Genomic DNA, 17,366 nt, shown 5'->3' with positions numbered 1-17,366 from the left:
TGCGCGAACTTAGACCTACTCAAGATCTCGCGAGCTAGAGTCCTACAAGGCAAGAACAGGCGAGGAAGCGGAGTGTACTTTTGTACATGAGCATTCCGACTGGGCTCGCATCCGAGCCTGTTCTTAACGCAGTAGGGCCGACGCGCAGCAGATCGATTACGTCCTAGGACGACAGGTAGGACGAACGGGTCAACCCCAAACGCAACGCATCGAGGAACTGGGTGCGTTCGCGCGGGCTGATCTTGGCACTGGCGACCTTGTCGCGGTAGTGGGTCATCAACTCCTCCGGCGACAGGTGCACGTAGCGCAGCATGTCCTCGATGGTGTCGTGGGTCTCGATACCGGCGTGGTACACGCTGCCATCCTGGTTTTGGTAGATGTTCACCGAGTCGGTGTCGCCGAACAGGTTATGCATGTCGCCGAGAATTTCCTGGTAGGCACCGACCAGGAAGATCCCTAGCAGATAGTCCTCACCCTCGCGCACTTCGTGCACCGGCAGGCTGGTCTCGATGCTCTGCTCATCGACGTACTGGCGGATTTTGCCGTCGGAGTCGCAGGTCAGGTCTTGCAGCACCGCGCGGCGCAGCGGCTCTTCGTCCAGGCGATTGAGCGGCAAAATCGGCAGCACCTGGCCGATGGCCCAGGTGTCCGGCAGGCTCTGGAACACCGAGAAGTTGCAGATGTACTTGTCGGCCAGCTTGTCGTTCAGCTCATCCAGCACCTGACGGTGCGAACGCTGACGCGCCTTCAGCGAGTTATGCAGGCGCCGGCATACGGCGAAGTAGCACTGCTCGGCCAGGGCTTTTTCGGTCAGGCTGAGTTTGCCATCGGCGTACTGAGTGGCCACGTCGCTCATATAGTGCGTGGCGCGCCAGTAGGTCTCGGTGACCATCTCGATATCGGTTGGGCCGAGCAGCTCGACCAGATAACGCACGGTTTCCGGCAGGCTGGTGACGTCTTCGATCTTGGGGATCTCGTCGTTGTGCTTTTCCACATCGGTGACCTGCACCACCAGCATGGCGTGGTGCGCGGTCAGCGAGCGGCCGCTTTCCGAGAAGATGTGCGGATGCGGCAGTTCCTGGGCATCGCAGAACTCTTTGAGCATGCCGACCACGACACCGGCGTAGTCGTCCATGTCGTAGTTGATCGAGCTGGCATTGCGCGAGTGGGTACCGTCGTAATCCACCCCCAGGCCGCCGCCGACGTCGATATGATCGACCGGCAGGCCCAGGCCACGCAGCTCGCCGTAATAGCGGATGGCTTCCTTGAAGCCGTGCTGGTAGTCGGACAGGTTGGCGATCTGCGAGCCCATATGGAAGTGCAGCAGGCGGATGCCCTGATCCAGCTTGGCCGCACGGAAGCGCTCGACCACCGAAAGCAGCTGCGCGGCCGACAGGCCGAATTTGGATTTCTCGCCGCCGGTGTCCGCCCACTTGCTCGATGCCAGCGAGGACAGGCGCACGCGTAGGCCGATCTGCGGTGCGACCTTGAGTTCGGCCGCCTCGTCGATCACCAGCTGCACTTCGGACTCTTTCTCGATCACGATAAACACGTTGTGACCGAGCTTCTGCCCCATCAGCGCCAGCTTGATAAATTCGCGGTCCTTGTAGCCGTTGCAGACGATGGTGCCGCCTTTCGGCGCCAGCGCCAGTACCGCCATCAGCTCCGGCTTGGAGCCGGCTTCCAGGCCGATGGAGACGTTCTGCGTGGCGATGATATTTTCCACCACCGCTTCCTGCTGGTTGACCTTGATCGGGTACAGCGCGGTATACGGGCTCTGGTATTCCAGACGCGCGATATTGGCGTCGAAGGCGCCAGTCAGCTGACGTACGCGGTCTTGCAGGATGTCCGGGAAGCGCACCAACAACGGCAGCGACAGGCCGCTGGAACGCAGTTCGTCGATCTGCTCATAAAGGTCGATCGGCGTACTTTGCGGGCCATTCGGGCGCACCTCGACACGGCCCTGATCATTGATCGCGAAATAACCCGCGCCCCAATGGCGAATACCGTAAACGCTACGGCTGTCCGCTACGGTCCACTGGCTGCCGTCATCTTTGCGTGTGCGTCGTGCAGACATCGAAGTCTCCCTTGCTGGCGATAGTGGCCTTGGCACAGCCAAGACGCGTACAGATTAAAGTCTGGAAATGACGATTGCTCAGCTGTGACCAAGGCCCAGCTGAGGAAGTTTAGAAAAGACTGGCTTAGCCGCCGGATTTCTTGGCTTTAAAGCCGTGCTTGATCAGCTCGGCGATCAGCAGTTCGACGTGATCACCCTGAATCTCGATCACACCATCCTTGAGCGAACCGCCGCAGCCGCAGCGCTTTTTCAAAGCGCTGACGAGGTCCTTCAGCGGCTCTTCGGCCAGTGGCACACCGCTGATGGTGGTCACCGTCTTGCCGCCGCGACCTTTGGTTTCGCGGCGCACGCGGGCGATGCCATCACCCTCGGGGATCAGGGTTTGTTTACAGATGCAGGCGTCCACCGGCTGGCTGCAGCCTGGGCAATGCCGGCCGCTGTCGGTGGAATACACCAGGCCGCTGAGGGCGGCGAATGAGGAAGCTTTCTTGACCACCGGTTTGTCCTCGAAGGGGTCAGGATAGCGACTGGTCGACAGTGCAGCTAAGAACCTGTTTCGGATTTCGCGAGCTAGAGCGAGACAAGGCAAAAACAGCTGAGGAAGCGGAGCTTACGGGATGTAAATGAGCATTCCGAGGCTGTTTTTAACGCAGTATCGCCGAAGCGCAGCAAATCCAAGACGGTTCTAGGTGTCGACCGCGAAGCCCCACTCATGCAGGGGCGGCGCACCCTGGCATTACACGGCCAAGGCTTGAAGGCGGCGCAGTGTAACGGCAAAAACTGCAGCTGCTAAGTGTAAAAATGCGCCATTAATCGGTGGATTGGCGACGCTGTGCGGGATGCCGAACAAAACGTCCAGATATCCTGCACAAAGCTATAAATCACGCGGCTTTAGCGGGCCTGACGGTGACGGCCGGATATGGGTTGGCGAGCGATATTCATGCTGCCAAGGCGATGGGTTACGCCTACGGCTAACCCATCCTACGCAATAGCCGCCAGATAACGCTGCAGGGCGGCCAACGAATCAGGGCAATACGGCAGGTGCTGGGTCTCGTCCAAAGCTTCGTCAATGGAGATAAAGCGCGCCTCCAACACTTCTTCCGGCTGCAAACGCAACGGCGCATCGGACACCGCCGAATAGGCCATGCACCACAGGCGGCTTTCCGGGGCATCGTAGAGAAAATGCGCATGCTCAACCAGCGGCGCGTCTTCGATACCCAGCTCTTCAACCAGCTCACGTGCGGCAGATTCGGCGTAGCTTTCGCCTTCGAGCACCATGCCGCCGGCCGCCACATCCCAATAACCGGGATACAGCGCCTTGCTCAGGGTGCGCCGATGCACGCAGAGCAGGCCGGCACTGTTGAACAGCAGAATGTAGGTGCCGCGCCCGAGCAGATGCCGCGCGCGCAGCTCACTGCGCAACACACCGCCGAGCAGACGATCCTCCTCGTCGACCCAGGCGATGCGCTCGGCATCGGAGGCGGCACGGTGCGCCACCTCAGCGTCGGACCAAGCCACCGCTTAGCCCTGCGACAGCAGTTGGCGCAGGTCGATCAGCCCGGCATTGGCGCGCGAGATGTAGTTGGCCATCACCAGCGAGTGGTTAGCCAGCAGGCCATAACCGCTGCCATTGAGGATCATCGGGCTCCACAGGGTTTCCTGCGCGGCCTCAAGCTCACGGATGATCTGACGCACGCTGACAGTGGCGTTCTTCTTCGCCAGCACATCGGCGAAATCCACCTCGATAGCGCGCAGCAGGTGCGCCAGCGCCCATGCCTGACCACGAGCCTCGTAGAACACGTTGTCGATCTGCAGCCAAGGTGTTTCGTAGTCCACCCCTTCGACAAAATCGGCCTGCACCATACCCTCAGCCAGCACTGGATCGACCTCGTTGGTATTCAAGCGTACCCGCCCAACACTGGCCGACAGACGCTGCGACAGCGACCCCAGACGCGTGGCGGCATCGCCCAGCCAGTTGTTCAGGTTGTCGGCGCGGGTATAGAACTGCGCATTAGACTGGCTTGGATCAGCCAGGCGGGCCAGGTAGCGGTCCAGCGACTTGATGCCTTCCGCGTATTCAGCCTCGGAGGCCGGCAGCGCCCAGCTCTTGTTGTCGAAGTGAAAACGCGGCTCGGCCTTGGCCAGATCCGGGTCCTCGGTAGATTGCGACTGCGAACGGGTGAAGTCCTTGCGCAGCGCGCGGGACATATCACGCACCTGCACCAGCACGCCAAATTCCCAGCTCGGCATATTGTCGAGCCACAAGCCCGGTGGCGCGAGGTCGTTGGACAGGTAACCGCCCGGCTTGTCGAGCAAGGTGTTGGCCACCTGTTTGAGGGTTTCGGCGGTGGTGTAACCATTCACCAGCTTGTGCCCACGGGCCTGGGAAGCCGCCTCGGCGCGCTGCTGCACGGAGAATTGCGCCGGCTCCTGGCTCCAGTACCAGCCCACTACCAAGGCGACAACCAGGTAGAGCCCCAAAAGGCCACCGATCAGGCGCGTAGTCCGGTTTGCAGTGGATTTGCTTGGTGAGGTGTTGGCGGCGCCTGCCGCGTCAGCATGCGCTCCGGCAGTTCGATTCTTCCAATCCAGCATGGCAATGTCCTTTTGTTACCCAAGTAGCAAGCTGCGACCGGACTGCACAAACCGGTGACTGCTCATTCGACCACAACCCTCAAGCAGGGTTGCGCAACTGTCTTGCACTATAAGGGAAGCATGGCCGGCTGCGCAGCGGCGAAGGGCAAACTTAGCGCCGGTGAAGCCGATTACGTATCTGTGATGTCATAGACAGAAGGCCGACGCCAATAGATCGACGGCACTCGCAAATAATCAAACGGGTGTTAGCATTGCTAGCACTAAGCCATCACCTGCAGCTATGCGCCGCACTTACCGAAACCGGGCCATGAACGAGCAAGAAGACCCCAGCCGCGACCGCCTCAAGCAGCACTTCGCCCAGCGCGTGATCAATCAGGCGCGCCAGGTATTGGAAGTCTGGCAGCGTCTGCAGCGCAGTGAGTGGAACGAAGCCGGCATGGGCGAATTGCGCGAGGCCACGCAGCTGTTGCAGCGCTATGCCGAACGTTTCGATCAGGCCGAGCACAGCCAACTGGCCCAGGAAATCAATAGCTGCCTGCAACTGGTGGCCGACAATCGTGGCCGTCTCAACAGTCAGCTGATCAGTCAACTCAATGAGCTGTTGCAGCGTCTTTCACGCACCGGCCTGCGCCACGGCGACCGTTTCGAGCAAACTGTGCTGCCGCCGCTGCGCAAGCCGGTATACCTGGCCCTGCAGCACTTGGAACGCGCCGAACAGTTGGTCCAGCGCCTGGAATTCTTCGGCATGACTGCCATTGCTCTGGATAGCGCTAACGCGTTTCGCAACGCCATGCGCGAACGGCACCCGGCGGCAATCCTGATGGAAGTCGACTTCTCTGGCCCCGGTTGCGGCCTGCAACTGGCAAAAAGTGTGCAGGAAGGCCTGGAGCACCAGATCCCGCTGCTGTTCTTCAGCCAGGAAGACACCGACACCATGACCCGTCTGTCTGCGGTGCGCGCCGGTGGCCAGGAGTTCTTCACCGGTAGCCTGGATGCCTCGAACCTGTTCGAGCGCATCGAAGTGCTGACCCACGTTTCGCAGTACGAGCCCTACAAGGTGCTGATCATCGACGACTCGCGGGCCCAGGCCACGCACACCGAGCGCGTGCTCAACAGCGCCGGCATCGTCACCCGCACCCTGATCGAGCCGATCCAGGCCATGAGCCATCTGGCTGATTTCCAGCCGGACCTGATCATCCTCGACATGTACATGCCCGAGTGCAACGGCCCGGAACTGGCCCAGGTGATCCGCCACAACGACCGTTATGTCAGCGTGCCGATCATCTACCTGTCCGCCGAAGACGACCTCGACAAGCAGCTCGATGCGATGAGCGAAGGCGGCGATGACTTCCTCACCAAGCCGATCAAGCCACGCCATCTGATCGCTACCGTACGCAACCGCGCCGCCCGCGCGCGCAGCCTCAAGGCGCGCATGGTGCGTGACAGCCTGACTGGCCTGTATAACCACACCCATACCTTGCAACTGCTCGAAGATGCGCGCTTCCGTGCCGAACGCGACGGCCAGCCGCTGAGCTTTGCGATGATCGATATCGACTTCTTCAAAAAGGTCAACGACACCTACGGCCACCCCATGGGCGATCGGGTGATTAAAAGCCTGGCGCTGTTTCTCAAGCAGCGCCTGCGCAAGAGCGACCATATCGGCCGTTACGGCGGTGAAGAATTCGCCGTGGTGATGCCCGACACCGATGCCGAATCGGCGCGCCGGGTACTCGACGACATCCGCCAGCGCTTCGCCGAAATCCAGTACTCGGCGCAGCCGCATGACCTGTCCTGCACCTTCAGTTGCGGCATCGCCCAGCTGGCGCCGCAACTGGACGGCAAACTGCTCTCGCAACAAGCCGACGAAGCGCTGTATGTAGCCAAGCACGGCGGGCGCAACCAGGTGGCGATCTATCAGGGCGGCTGAGACTCGTCCCGACACATCTGAGCGTTCACCAACCACCCGACAGAAAACTGTGACGCAATCGGCGTCGTCATATTACGGTCACGAAAAAGCAATAAATTCTGAGGCTTAGCAGCCGCCCTGACGCGTCCGTCGGCGGCCGGAACCGTTCGTTGTCGGTCGAGCCCTATGCGCCTTAAATCCCTTACCAACCTCAATACTCTGCTGCTGGTCACCGTTTGCGTGGCCCTGGCCGTCACCCTCTGGTGGTCGCAGCGCGCCCTGGAACGCCCTTATCTGCTGATGGCGCGCTACCTGAGCCTGTCCCAGCAGTTCCAGGGCGAAGCCGCGCAGAACATCAGCGCCTACCTGGAAAGTGGTGACGCCCTGCGCCATAGCGCTGCTCTGCAATCGCTGGACAGCCTCGAGCAGGCCATGACGGAACTGCCAACGCAGCTGGCCGGTGATCTGCGCGATAGCCTCGCCGAGCTCAAAGCCTTTAGTGCTCACCAGCTATTGGCCGCGGGCAAGCTCTCCGCCGACCCGCAAGGCCTGCTGTTACAAGCAGAACGCGAGATGGACGCGACGCTGGAGCAGCTCGCGCAATACGCCGACAGCAGCGAAGCCAATGCCGCCGCGGCTTATCACAGCCCTCTGTTTAGCGCGGCACGCCACCTCACCCGCCTGGCCCATGCCCGCGACAAGCTGGTGCGCAGCGGCCGCAGTGAGCTGGCCAGCGAAGTCGAACGCGAGCTGACAGCCTTGGGCAAACAGGCGCAAACCCTCAGTGACCTGCCGTTGCTCGGCGTGGCCGATGCCAGCCAGTCGTCCAGCAATTCGTTTGCCGACATGCTGGGCTTGGACGCCAGCAGTGAGAGCAGCGAGGCCGAAGACCGTGGCATTGCCCTCAAACGCGACCTGGCCAGCCTGATCAGCCGCTACCCGGCCGAACTGCAACGCACCCGTAATCTGATCGAACAACGCAGCGCCCTGGCTACCAGCACGCGCACGCAGATCGACCAGGTGCAGCAGGCACTGGCCGCACTGGAACCTCTGGTACGCGCCGAGCACGGACGCATTCAGGGCGAGGTGCAGCTGATCCTCGGTCTGATGATCGGCCTGATTCTGTTGATCGCGCTGATCATCGACACTATCCAGCGGCGCCTCACCCGCGTGCTCACACGCCTGGTTCCAGCCCTCTCCGCCTGGGCCGCCGGCGACTTCGCCGATGATATCCAGCTCAATTCACGCACCCGCGAACTGCGCGATATTGAAGAGTCGCTAAATCGCCTGCGTGCCTATCTGGTCGACCTGGTCGGCACCATTCGCCGGCATGCCGAACAGGTGGTTGGCTCTAGCCGCACCCTGGCCGAGCTCAGCGGCGGTCTGCACGGTGGCGCTGAACGTCAGGCCGGCGACACCGCGCAGATCCGCGATGCCCTCGGCGAGCTGCAATCGACTATTCAGCAAGTAGCCGGCGACGCCAGCCAGGCCGCCGACGCCAGCCGCGACGCCAACCGCGCTTTGGAACAAGGCCAGCAGGTGATTGGCCACAGTCTTACCGGCCTGCACTCGCTGGTTGATGAAGTGCAGGGCAACGCCCAGGCCATCGAACGCCTGGCTGAAGAAACCGCAACCATCGGCAATGTGCTGACCGTCATTCGCGGCATCGCTGAACAGACCAACCTGCTCGCGCTCAACGCCGCCATCGAGGCCGCCCGAGCCGGCGAGCTGGGCCGCGGCTTTGCCGTGGTCGCCGATGAAGTGCGCTCACTGTCGCAACGCACCAGCGGCGCGACGGCGCAGATTCAGGAATTGATCGGGCGCCTGCAACAAGCCGCACTGCAATCGGTACAAGCCATGCGCACTCAGGTCGAACACGCTGAAGCCACCGCCAGTCAGGCCGAAGCCGCCGATGGCGCGCTGGATGAAATCGTCGTGGCGATCCGCACTATCGCCAGCATGGCCGAGCGAATTGCCGATGCCACTGCGCAGCAGAGCGATGCAGTCAGCGAGATTCGCGGCCACAGCGAGCGTATTCATCAACTTGGCGGTGACAACCTGCAGCGTATCGGCGAAGGCCGCAACCAAGGCGACCAGCTACTGCAGCTCGGCGGTCAGTTGCATACCGCCGTGCAGGCGTTCAGGGTTTAACCGACGGTTTACGGCCGCTGGCGCGGCAATCTGTCGCGCACCATCCAGCCTGTAGACAAGACCGCTTACAGGCTAAGGCATGCGCGCAGCCTTATGCCTCCGCTATGATGCGGCGATTCCCGCATCACGAGCCTGCCATGCACCGTCTACTCAGCCTGCTTCTGCTTCTGGTCGTACTGCCGGCCAGCGCCGGCCTGTTTGATAAAGCCCCCGCCCCTGCGCAACTCGGCGCCCCCCTGAACAACAGCGCGGACTTCCTGCCGGTACGCGAGGCGTTCAAGCTGAGCCTGATCAGCAGCTCCAGCGAGTCTGTGAAATTGCGCTTTGTCGCCGCCGAAGGTTATTACCTGTATCGGCACCGCTTCAGTTTCAGCAGCGAGCCAGCCGATATCAGCCTGGGCCAGGCCGTGCTGCCGCCCGGCCAGGCGAAGCATGATGAGTACTTCGGCGATGTCGAGGTGTATTACGAGGTGCTGGATGTCGAGGTGCCGGTCGACAACCCGGATAATCGTCCCTTCAACCTCAGCGTCAACTACCAGGGCTGCGCCGATAAAGGCCTGTGCTACCCGCCGGAAACCGAAGTGCTGGCGATTGGCGGCGGTGCAGCGGCCAGCAGCACTGCACCTGATGCGGCAACGCCGTGGAGCTGGACCGACCTGGCGCTTTTCTTCCTCGGCGGCCTGGCGCTTACCTTCACCCCGTGCGTACTGCCGATGCTGCCAATCCTCACTGGCGTGGTGCTGCGTGGCCAGCCGGGCGGCCTGCGCAGCCTAGTGTTGTCACTGGCCTATGTGCTGCCGATGGCCCTGAGCTTTGCCATCCTCGGCGCACTGATGGGCCTGTTCGGCGCGGAACTGAATCTGCAGGCGCGCCTGCAATCGCCCTGGGTGCTTGTGCCGTTTGCCATTTTCTTTGCCCTGTTCGGCGCGGCCAGCCTGGGCTTTCTCGAACTGCGCCTGCCAGCGGCAATCGACGGCCGCTTGCAGCGCCTGAGCCAGCGCCTGCACGGCGGCACGATTTTCAGCGCAGCAGCGCTCGGTGTGCTGTCCAGCGTACTGGTTTCACCCTGCGTATCCGCACCACTGGCCGGCGCGCTGCTGTATATCAGCGCCAGCGGTGACGCCCTCGGCGGCGGCCTCAAGCTGCTGGCACTGGGCCTGGGCATGGGCGCGCCATTGGTGCTGTTCGCCGTCGGCGGCGGTGCTCTATTGCCGAAATCCGGGCCATGGATGCTCACCGTGCGCAACCTGTTCGGCGCCTTGCTGATGGCCGTGGCGATCTGGCTGCTCGAGCGTGTGGTACCCGGCCCAGTCAGCCTGGCGCTGTGGGGCCTGCTGGCCGCAGGTATCGCACTGTGGCTCGGCGTGCTGGAACTGACGCCGAAAACCCATCACCAGAAACTCGCGCAACTGCTCGGCCTGCCACTGCTGGTCTACGCCCTGGTGGCCTGGGTCGGCGCGCTGCAAGGCCAGGATGACCCGCTGCGCCCGCTCGGCCGTATGCTCAGCAGCGCCGAAGCTACCCAGGTGCAATCCGGCCAATGGCAAACCATCAACACCCCCGCCGAGCTGGATGCCGCGCTGCTCGCCGCAAAGAACAACGGCAAGCCGCTGCTGCTCGACTGGTACGCCGACTGGTGCATCAGCTGCAAGGTGATCGAGCGTGAAGTGCTCAGCGCGCCGGAGGTCGGCCGCCAGCTGGGCGACTATCAGCTGGTGCGTTTCGACATCACCGAAAGCAACCCCGCCCAGCGCGCCCTGCTCGACCACTACCAGCTGTTCGGCCCGCCGGCCATTCTGCTGTTCGACGCCAAGGGTGACGAATGGCTGGATCTGCGTGTCGTAGGTGAGGTGGATGCAGCGACCTTTGCTGCGCGCCTGAGCACGGCGCGGGAACGTTTTTAACGCCCCGAGTCATATATTTGCCGCAATTTGCGGTCATCGTGTCGACTATTGCTGAGAACTGGACAGCCCCGCGCTGTCGCGGCATAGTCCTGCGCAGCATAGGGTCTGTTGACGCTTCAGCACGACCGCGCCGGAGCCTGTTTGAGCGCGAGGCCAGGCACGAGAAGCGAAGTTTGGTTGTTCCAAATAAGCGACGAGAAACGCAGCATCGCGCTCAAACAGGCCCGGCCCTATGGGTTGCGCGGAAAATCTCGCCATGCGGTGTTGGAGGACTTGGCAAGGGAATAGCATTACCTGCGTCCTCCGCCTAGCCTGGCGAGATTTTGCGCAGCAACGCGGTTTGCGCTGAAGCGTCAACAGACCCTACACACAAGGATTAAGGATCATGGCGACCTTACTGGTACTGCACGGCCCCAACCTCAACCTGCTCGGCACTCGCGAGCCAGGGGTTTACGGCGCCGTCACCCTGGAGCAGATCAACCTCGACCTGGAGCGCCGCGCGCGCGAGGCAGGCCACCATCTGCTGTACCTGCAAAGCAATGCCGAGTACGAGCTAATTGACCGTATTCACGCCGCAAAAGGCGAAGGTGTCGACTTTATCCTGATCAATCCTGCCGCTTTTACTCACACCAGCGTCGCATTACGTGACGCATTGCTGGCAGTGAGCATCCCATTCATCGAAGTGCATTTGTCCAACGTGCACAAACGCGAAGCTTTCCGCCATCACTCCTACTTTTCAGATGTTGCGGTGGGAGTGATCTGCGGCCTTGGCGCCAGCGGTTACCGACTGGCCCTGGAGGCTGCACTCGAACAACTTGAACTTAAGCGCCCCTGACCTCACCGGGAGTTAAACCACTATGGATATTCGTAAAGTCAAAAAACTGATCGAGCTGCTGGAAGAATCCGGTATCGACGAGCTGGAGATTCGCGAAGGCGAAGAATCCGTGCGGATCAGCCGTCACAGCAAGCAGCCGGCCTTTATGCAACAGCCGATGTACGCCCAGGCACCTGCGCCTGCAGCTGCACCAGTTGCAGCCCCTGCTGCTGCCGAAGCTGCTGCCCCGGCTGCCGCCAAACTGAACGGCACCGTGGTGCGCTCGCCGATGGTCGGCACCTTCTATCGCGCCTCCGGCCCAACCTCGGCGAACTTCGTCGAAGTCGGTTCGAGCGTGAAGAAAGGCGACATCCTCTGCATCGTTGAAGCGATGAAAATGATGAACCACATCGAGGCTGAAACTAGCGGCGTGATCGAATCCATCCTGGGCGAGAACGGTCAGCCGGTGGAATACGACCAGCCTCTGTTCACCATCGTTTGATCCACGGAGAGCCAGCGATGTTGGAAAAAGTTCTGATCGCCAACCGCGGCGAGATCGCCCTGCGCGTCTTGCGCGCCTGTAAAGAGCTGGGCATCAAGACCGTCGCGGTGCACTCCACCGCCGACCGCGAGTTGATGCACCTTGGTCTGGCCGACGAGTCGGTGTGCATCGGCCCGGCTTCTGGCGCGCTGTCTTATCTGCAGATTCCAGCGATTATCGCTGCCGCAGAAGTCACCGGTGCCACCGCCATTCACCCCGGCTACGGCTTCCTGGCGGAAAACGCCGACTTCGCCGAACAGGTGGAAAACTCCGGCTTCGCCTTTATCGGCCCTAAAGCCGAGACCATCCGCCTGATGGGCGACAAGGTTTCAGCCAAGGACGCCATGAAGCGCGCCGGTGTACCAGTCGTGCCTGGCTCCGACGGCCCTCTGCCGGAAGACGAAGAAACCGCCTTGGCGATTGCTCGCGAAGTCGGTTATCCAGTGATCATCAAGGCTGCAGGCGGCGGCGGTGGTCGCGGCATGCGCGTGGTGTACAAGGAAGAAGACCTGATCAAGTCGGCCAAGCTGACCCGCAGCGAAGCGGGCTCGGTATTCGGCAACCCGATGGTCTATCTGGAGAAGTTCCTCGGCAATCCGCGTCACGTGGAAGTCCAGGTGCTCTCCGACGGCCAGGGCAACGCCATCCACCTGGGTGACCGCGATTGTTCGCTGCAGCGCCGCCACCAGAAGGTACTGGAAGAAGCGCCGGCACCGGGCATCGATGAAAAAGCCCGCGCCGAAGTGCTGCAACGCTGCGTCGATGCCTGCATCGAAATCGGTTATCGCGGCGCTGGCACCTTCGAGTTCCTCTACGAAGATGGGCATTTCTACTTTATCGAGATGAACACCCGCGTACAGGTTGAGCACCCGGTTTCGGAAATGGTCACCGGCATCGACATCGTCAAGGAGATGCTCAGCATCGCCGCTGGCAACAAGCTGTCGTTCAAGCAGAGCGACGTAGTGATTCGCGGCCACTCGCTGGAATGTCGAATCAACGCCGAAGACCCGGACAACTTCATGCCCTGCCCCGGCAAGGTCAAGCACTTCCACGCCCCGGGCGGTAACGGCGTACGGGTCGACTCGCACCTGTACAGCGGCTACACCGTGCCGCCGCATTACGACTCACTGATCGGCAAGATCATCACCTACGGCGCCACCCGCGATGAGGCCATGGCCCGTATGCGCAACGCCCTGGACGAGATCGTGGTCGACGGCATCAAGACCAACGTGCCATTGCACCGCGACCTGGTCCGTGACAAGGGCTTCTGCAAAGGCGGCGTGAATATCCATTATCTGGAAAAGAAACTAGGTATGGATAAGCACTAAGCTTCGGCGTAGCGCACTGACAAGGGCTGCCATTCGGCGGCCCTTGTCGTTTCTGCCGACGGCAGGGTGGAAAACCGCGAAGCGTTTTCCAAGGCCTGACATCCACCACCTTCAGGTGGATGTAGACAGCGACATCCACCCTACACTGGCAGCACGCACGCCCGTTCAAGTAAGCTGCGCGCCAATTTGCGCCATCACGTCACAACGTTTACGAGGTTTGCCATGCCCTGGTTACAAGTCCGTCTCGCCATCACCCCGGAGCAGGCGGAAACCTACGAAGACGCGTTGCTGGAAGTCGGCGCCGTATCGGTAACCTTTATGGATGCCGAAGATCAGCCAATTTTCGAGCCAGACCTCGGCACCACGCCACTGTGGTCGCACACCCACCTACTCGCCTTGTTTGAAGCCGACACCGACGCCAACGCAGTATTCGCGCACCTGCAGCTGCTGACCGATGCTGAGTTGCCTGAACACCATGCCGAAGTAATCGCCGATCAGGACTGGGAGCGCAGCTGGATGGACGGTTTCCAGCCGATGCGTTTCGGTCAGCGCCTGTGGATCGTGCCGAGCTGGCACGCTGCCCCAGAGCCGGATGCAGTTAATCTGCTGCTCGATCCAGGCCTGGCCTTTGGCACCGGCACCCACCCAACCACGGCGCTGTGCCTGGAATGGCTGGACGGCCAAAGCCTGCAGGATTGCAGCGTGATCGACTTTGGTTGCGGCTCGGGCATCCTGGCGATTGCCGCCCTGCTGCTCGGCGCGCCGCAGGCAGTCGGCACCGATATTGATATCCAGGCCATCGAAGCTTCGCGCGACAATGCCGGACGCAACGGTATCGACCCGGCGCGTTTCCCGCTCTATCTGCCGGACGATATGCCGCAACAGCCGGCCGATGTGGTGGTGGCCAATATCCTCGCCGGCCCACTGGTGGCACTGGCGCCGCAGATTACCCGCCTGGTCAAGCCGGGCGGCCGCCTGGCGCTGTCGGGCATCCTTGCCGAGCAGGCCGACGAAGTGCGCGCCGCCTATGCCGACGCCTTTGCTCTGGATCCGACCGCCGATAAAGACGGCTGGGTGCGCATCAGTGGCGTACGCTGCTAACCGCCCCAACACGCACAGCTGCTGCATTAGCGAGCACTTGCGTTAGACTAGCCGCCTTGTTTAGCCGGATCGCCGCATGACCCAGAGCTTCGTCACCCAGTGCCCCCATTGCCGCACCAGCTTTCGCGTGAGCCTCACGCAGCTGGGTGCCGCCCATGGTGCCGTGCGCTGCGGAGCCTGCCTGCATGTGTTCAATGCCGCGCAACAGCTGCGTGAGCAGGGCCAGCAACTGCCCGGCTCGGCGACGGCGACGCCAGCAGCTGCGCCAACGCCGGCGCCACAACCCAGCAAAACGGCCGCGCCACCATCACCGCAGCCAGCCGTACACAGCGCGCGCCCTGCAGCACCAGCCGCACCTGCCAGCAACAAAGCCGGCGACACGCTGTGGATCCATGACGACCTGGACCTCGACAGCCTCGACCTGGATGAAGAACTGGCCAAGCTCGAAGCCCAGGAACAGCAGCTGTCCAAGCAGTTCCTGGCGATTGATAGCGCGCCCAAATACGCCGAAAACTTTCTGGCGCCAGAACCGATAGAGCACGACCCGCACGACGAGCGCTGGGCCGAAGCCCTGCTGCAGGATGAGCTGAGCAAGCCCACCGCCATCCTGAGCCCCAAACCTCAGCCGCTGACGCCCCCAGCACGCCCGGCCACGCCACCCGTAACACCCGAACCAGTCGACGAGCCCGATGACAAACCGTCGCTCGACCTCAACACCCTCGACCGCCGCCATCCCGAGCCAGAAATCGAGCACATTGAGCTGCACGCCGAGCGCGAGCCCTTTGGCGCTCTGACAGACAGCCCGGCCGATGAAGAGCCCGCCGTAAAAGCGCCGAAAAAGGCCCCGCGCAGCGAGCCCGAATTGCGTGACGAGCACCTGTTCGAACTGGATGACGAGCCGCTGCAACTGGACTGGCAACAGCCGAAGAAGCCCTGGGGCCGCTGGATCGGCTGGGGCCTGCTGAATTTTCTGGGTGCTACCGCGCTTGCCGGGCAGTACGTGATGTATCACTTCAATGAGTTGGCGCGCCAAGATCAATACCGCCCCTGGTTCGAGCAATTCTGCCCGGCGGTCGGCTGCCAGCTGCCGTCCAAAGTCGACATCACTCAGGTCAAGAGCAGCAACCTGGTGGTGCGCAGCCACCCGGAGTTCAGCGGCGCACTGGTGGTCGACGCCATCCTCTACAACCGCGCGGCGTTCTCCCAGCCCTTCCCGCTGCTGGAAATGCGCTTTGCCGACATTAACGGCCAGCTGCTCGCCAGCCGTCGCTTCAAACCCAGCGAATACCTTGCTGGAGAGCTGGCCGGCAACTCAGAAATGCCGCCGCAGACGCCTATTCACATCTCCCTGGACATCCTCGACCCAGGCACGCAGGCAGTGAACTACAGCCTGAGCTTCCATTCGCCGGAATAGCCTGCACCCAGTGGATTGCTTGAAAATCCACCGCAACCAAACCCTTCGCGATAAGCCCAGAGCTGTTCAGAATTTGTTCAAAACAGCCTTTCTCCGGTCATCCAGAGCGGGTATCATGCCCACCCTTTTTCGCACTCTCCTATTTGTTCAACAGCAGGTCTCTTGAGCAGGGAAGCCCTATGTCGGCGCTACGCATCGGCCCCTACACATTGCCAAACTCGCTGATCCTCGCCCCTATGGCGGGCGTCACTGACCAGCCGTTTCGACAGCTGTGCAAGCGTATGGGTGCGGGCCTGGTGGTGTCGGAAATGGTCACCAGCGATGTGCGCCTGTGGAATACCCGCAAGTCGAGCCTGCGCATGATGCACAGCGGTGATCCCGAGCCACGCTCGGTACAGATCGCCGGAGGTGATCCCGAGATGCTCGCGGAGGCTGCGCGACGCAACGTGGAAATGGGCGCACAGATTATCGACATCAATATGGGCTGCCCGGCCAAGAAGGTCTGCAACAAGGCTGCTGGTTCTGCCCTATTGAAAGACGAGACGCTGGTTCGCAAGATTCTTCAAGCCGTAGTCGCCGCCGTGGATGTGCCGGTGACCCTGAAAATCCGCACCGGCTGGGACCGTGAGAACAAGAACGGCATCGCTGTGGCAAAGATCGCCGAAGACGCCGGCATTGTCGCGCTGGCCGTGCATGGCCGCACTCGCGCCGACCTGTATATGGGCGAAGCCGAGTACGACACCATCGCCGCGATCAAGCAGGCGGTGTCGATTCCGGTGCTGGCTAATGGCGATATCGACTCGCCGCAAAAGGCCAAGGCCGTATTGGCCGCCACTGGCGCCGATGGCCTGTTGATCGGTCGCGCGGCACAGGGCCGGCCGTGGATATTCCGTGAGATCGAGCATTACCTGAGTACCGGTGAAGAACTCCCGGCACCCAACCTGTGTGAGGTGGAACGCATTCTGCTTGAACATCTGGCTGCACTGCACGCCTTCTACGGCGATGTAATGGGCGTACGTATTGCCCGCAAGCATGTCAGTTGGTATCTCGCAACCTTGCCGGGCGCCAGGGAGTTCCGCGCCCAATTCAATCGTCTGGACAGTACGGACGCGCAGTGCACCAACGTTCGCGAGTTCTTCAGCGAACGTCATAACAATGGAGAAGGGGTGGCCGCATGACGATGTTGACTGAGACCTTAGTGAGTGGAATGGCTCCCGTGAGAGACAACAGCAGTTTGAAGCAGCACCTCAATACGCCCAGCGAAGAGGGACAAACCCTGCGCGGCAGTGTTGAGAAGGCCCTGCACAATTATTTCGCCCATCTTGAGGGCGCAGACGTCAGTGACGTGTACAACCTGGTGCTCACCGAAGTGGAAGCGCCGCTGCTGGAAACCGTGATGAATTACGTCAAGGGCAACCAGACCAAGGCCTCCGAGCTGCTCGGCCTGAATCGTGGCACCCTGCGCAAGAAGCTCAAGCAATACGACCTGTTGTAACCCCGAACTCCCGAAAAGGGCGGCCCACATGAGCCGCCTT

Annotated in this window: 13 protein-coding genes and 1 pseudogene; 10 read left to right on the top strand and 4 right to left on the bottom strand. The window is 61.7% G+C overall.

What is annotated here, in order from left to right; genetic code table 11:
* Positions 1–163: 163 nt before the first annotated feature.
* The 4 genes from speA to AACX99_RS16440 form a co-directional block, all read right to left on the bottom strand.
* The gene (gene speA / locus AACX99_RS16455; protein WP_339413468.1) at positions 164–2,077 is read right to left on the bottom strand and encodes an arginine decarboxylase; all 1,914 of its coding nucleotides are present in this window, start codon (positions 2,075–2,077) and stop codon (positions 164–166) included.
* A gap of 124 nt (positions 2,078–2,201) precedes the next feature.
* Positions 2,202–2,573 (bottom strand): translation initiation factor Sui1, encoded by a 372-nt coding sequence (locus AACX99_RS16450; protein WP_311089386.1) that lies wholly within the window; start codon positions 2,571–2,573, stop codon positions 2,202–2,204.
* Positions 2,574–3,058: 485 nt separating this feature from the next.
* The gene (locus tag AACX99_RS16445) at positions 3,059–3,595 is read right to left on the bottom strand and encodes an NUDIX hydrolase (protein WP_339413466.1); all 537 of its coding nucleotides are present in this window, start codon (positions 3,593–3,595) and stop codon (positions 3,059–3,061) included.
* A gap of 3 nt (positions 3,596–3,598) precedes the next feature.
* Positions 3,599–4,672, bottom strand: a complete 1,074-nt coding sequence (locus tag AACX99_RS16440) for a DUF2333 family protein (protein ID WP_339413465.1) — start codon at positions 4,670–4,672, stop codon at positions 3,599–3,601.
* A 307-nt stretch (positions 4,673–4,979) separates the two neighbouring features.
* On the opposite strand from AACX99_RS16440, the gene AACX99_RS16435 reads away from it, so the two are divergent.
* From AACX99_RS16435 to fis, 10 genes and pseudogenes are all read left to right on the top strand, one after another.
* Positions 4,980–6,599 (top strand): PleD family two-component system response regulator, encoded by a 1,620-nt coding sequence (locus AACX99_RS16435; protein WP_339413464.1) that lies wholly within the window; start codon positions 4,980–4,982, stop codon positions 6,597–6,599.
* Positions 6,600–8,213: 1,614 nt separating this feature from the next.
* A pseudogene (locus AACX99_RS22250) lies at positions 8,214–8,729 on the top strand (methyl-accepting chemotaxis protein); the annotation flags it as partial.
* 137 nt (positions 8,730–8,866) lie between these two features.
* Positions 8,867–10,633, top strand: coding sequence for a protein-disulfide reductase DsbD (locus AACX99_RS16425; protein WP_339413461.1), 1,767 nt, complete (start codon positions 8,867–8,869; stop codon positions 10,631–10,633).
* A 385-nt stretch (positions 10,634–11,018) separates the two neighbouring features.
* Positions 11,019–11,468 (top strand): type II 3-dehydroquinate dehydratase, encoded by a 450-nt coding sequence (gene aroQ / locus AACX99_RS16420; RefSeq protein ID WP_160085619.1) that lies wholly within the window; start codon positions 11,019–11,021, stop codon positions 11,466–11,468.
* A 22-nt stretch (positions 11,469–11,490) separates the two neighbouring features.
* Positions 11,491–11,949 carry an acetyl-CoA carboxylase biotin carboxyl carrier protein gene (accB, locus tag AACX99_RS16415; protein WP_339413458.1) on the top strand — a complete coding sequence of 153 codons (459 nt, stop codon included), beginning with the start codon at positions 11,491–11,493 and terminating at the stop codon, positions 11,947–11,949.
* Positions 11,950–11,966: 17 nt separating this feature from the next.
* On the top strand, positions 11,967–13,316 hold the full coding sequence (gene accC / locus AACX99_RS16410) for an acetyl-CoA carboxylase biotin carboxylase subunit (RefSeq protein ID WP_339413457.1): 1,350 nt from the start codon (positions 11,967–11,969) through the stop codon (positions 13,314–13,316).
* Positions 13,317–13,538: 222 nt separating this feature from the next.
* Positions 13,539–14,417, top strand: coding sequence for a 50S ribosomal protein L11 methyltransferase (gene prmA, locus AACX99_RS16405; RefSeq protein WP_339413455.1), 879 nt, complete (start codon positions 13,539–13,541; stop codon positions 14,415–14,417).
* Positions 14,418–14,493: 76 nt separating this feature from the next.
* Positions 14,494–15,831, top strand: coding sequence for a DUF3426 domain-containing protein (locus AACX99_RS16400; RefSeq protein ID WP_339413453.1), 1,338 nt, complete (start codon positions 14,494–14,496; stop codon positions 15,829–15,831).
* Positions 15,832–16,010: 179 nt separating this feature from the next.
* Complete coding sequence (gene dusB / locus AACX99_RS16395) at positions 16,011–17,009, top strand: tRNA dihydrouridine synthase DusB (RefSeq protein ID WP_339413451.1); 999 nt, start codon at positions 16,011–16,013, stop codon at positions 17,007–17,009.
* On the top strand, positions 17,006–17,326 hold the full coding sequence (fis, locus tag AACX99_RS16390; RefSeq protein ID WP_339413449.1) for a DNA-binding transcriptional regulator Fis: 321 nt from the start codon (positions 17,006–17,008) through the stop codon (positions 17,324–17,326). The genes dusB and fis overlap by 4 nt, the downstream gene beginning before the upstream one ends.
* Positions 17,327–17,366: the final 40 nt, after the last annotated feature.

The organism is Pseudomonas sp. EA_35y_Pfl2_R5, from assembly GCF_963970805.1.
GTDB lineage: Bacteria > Pseudomonadota > Gammaproteobacteria > Pseudomonadales > Pseudomonadaceae > Aquipseudomonas.
This window is presented reverse-complemented; position numbering and strand designations above follow the sequence as displayed.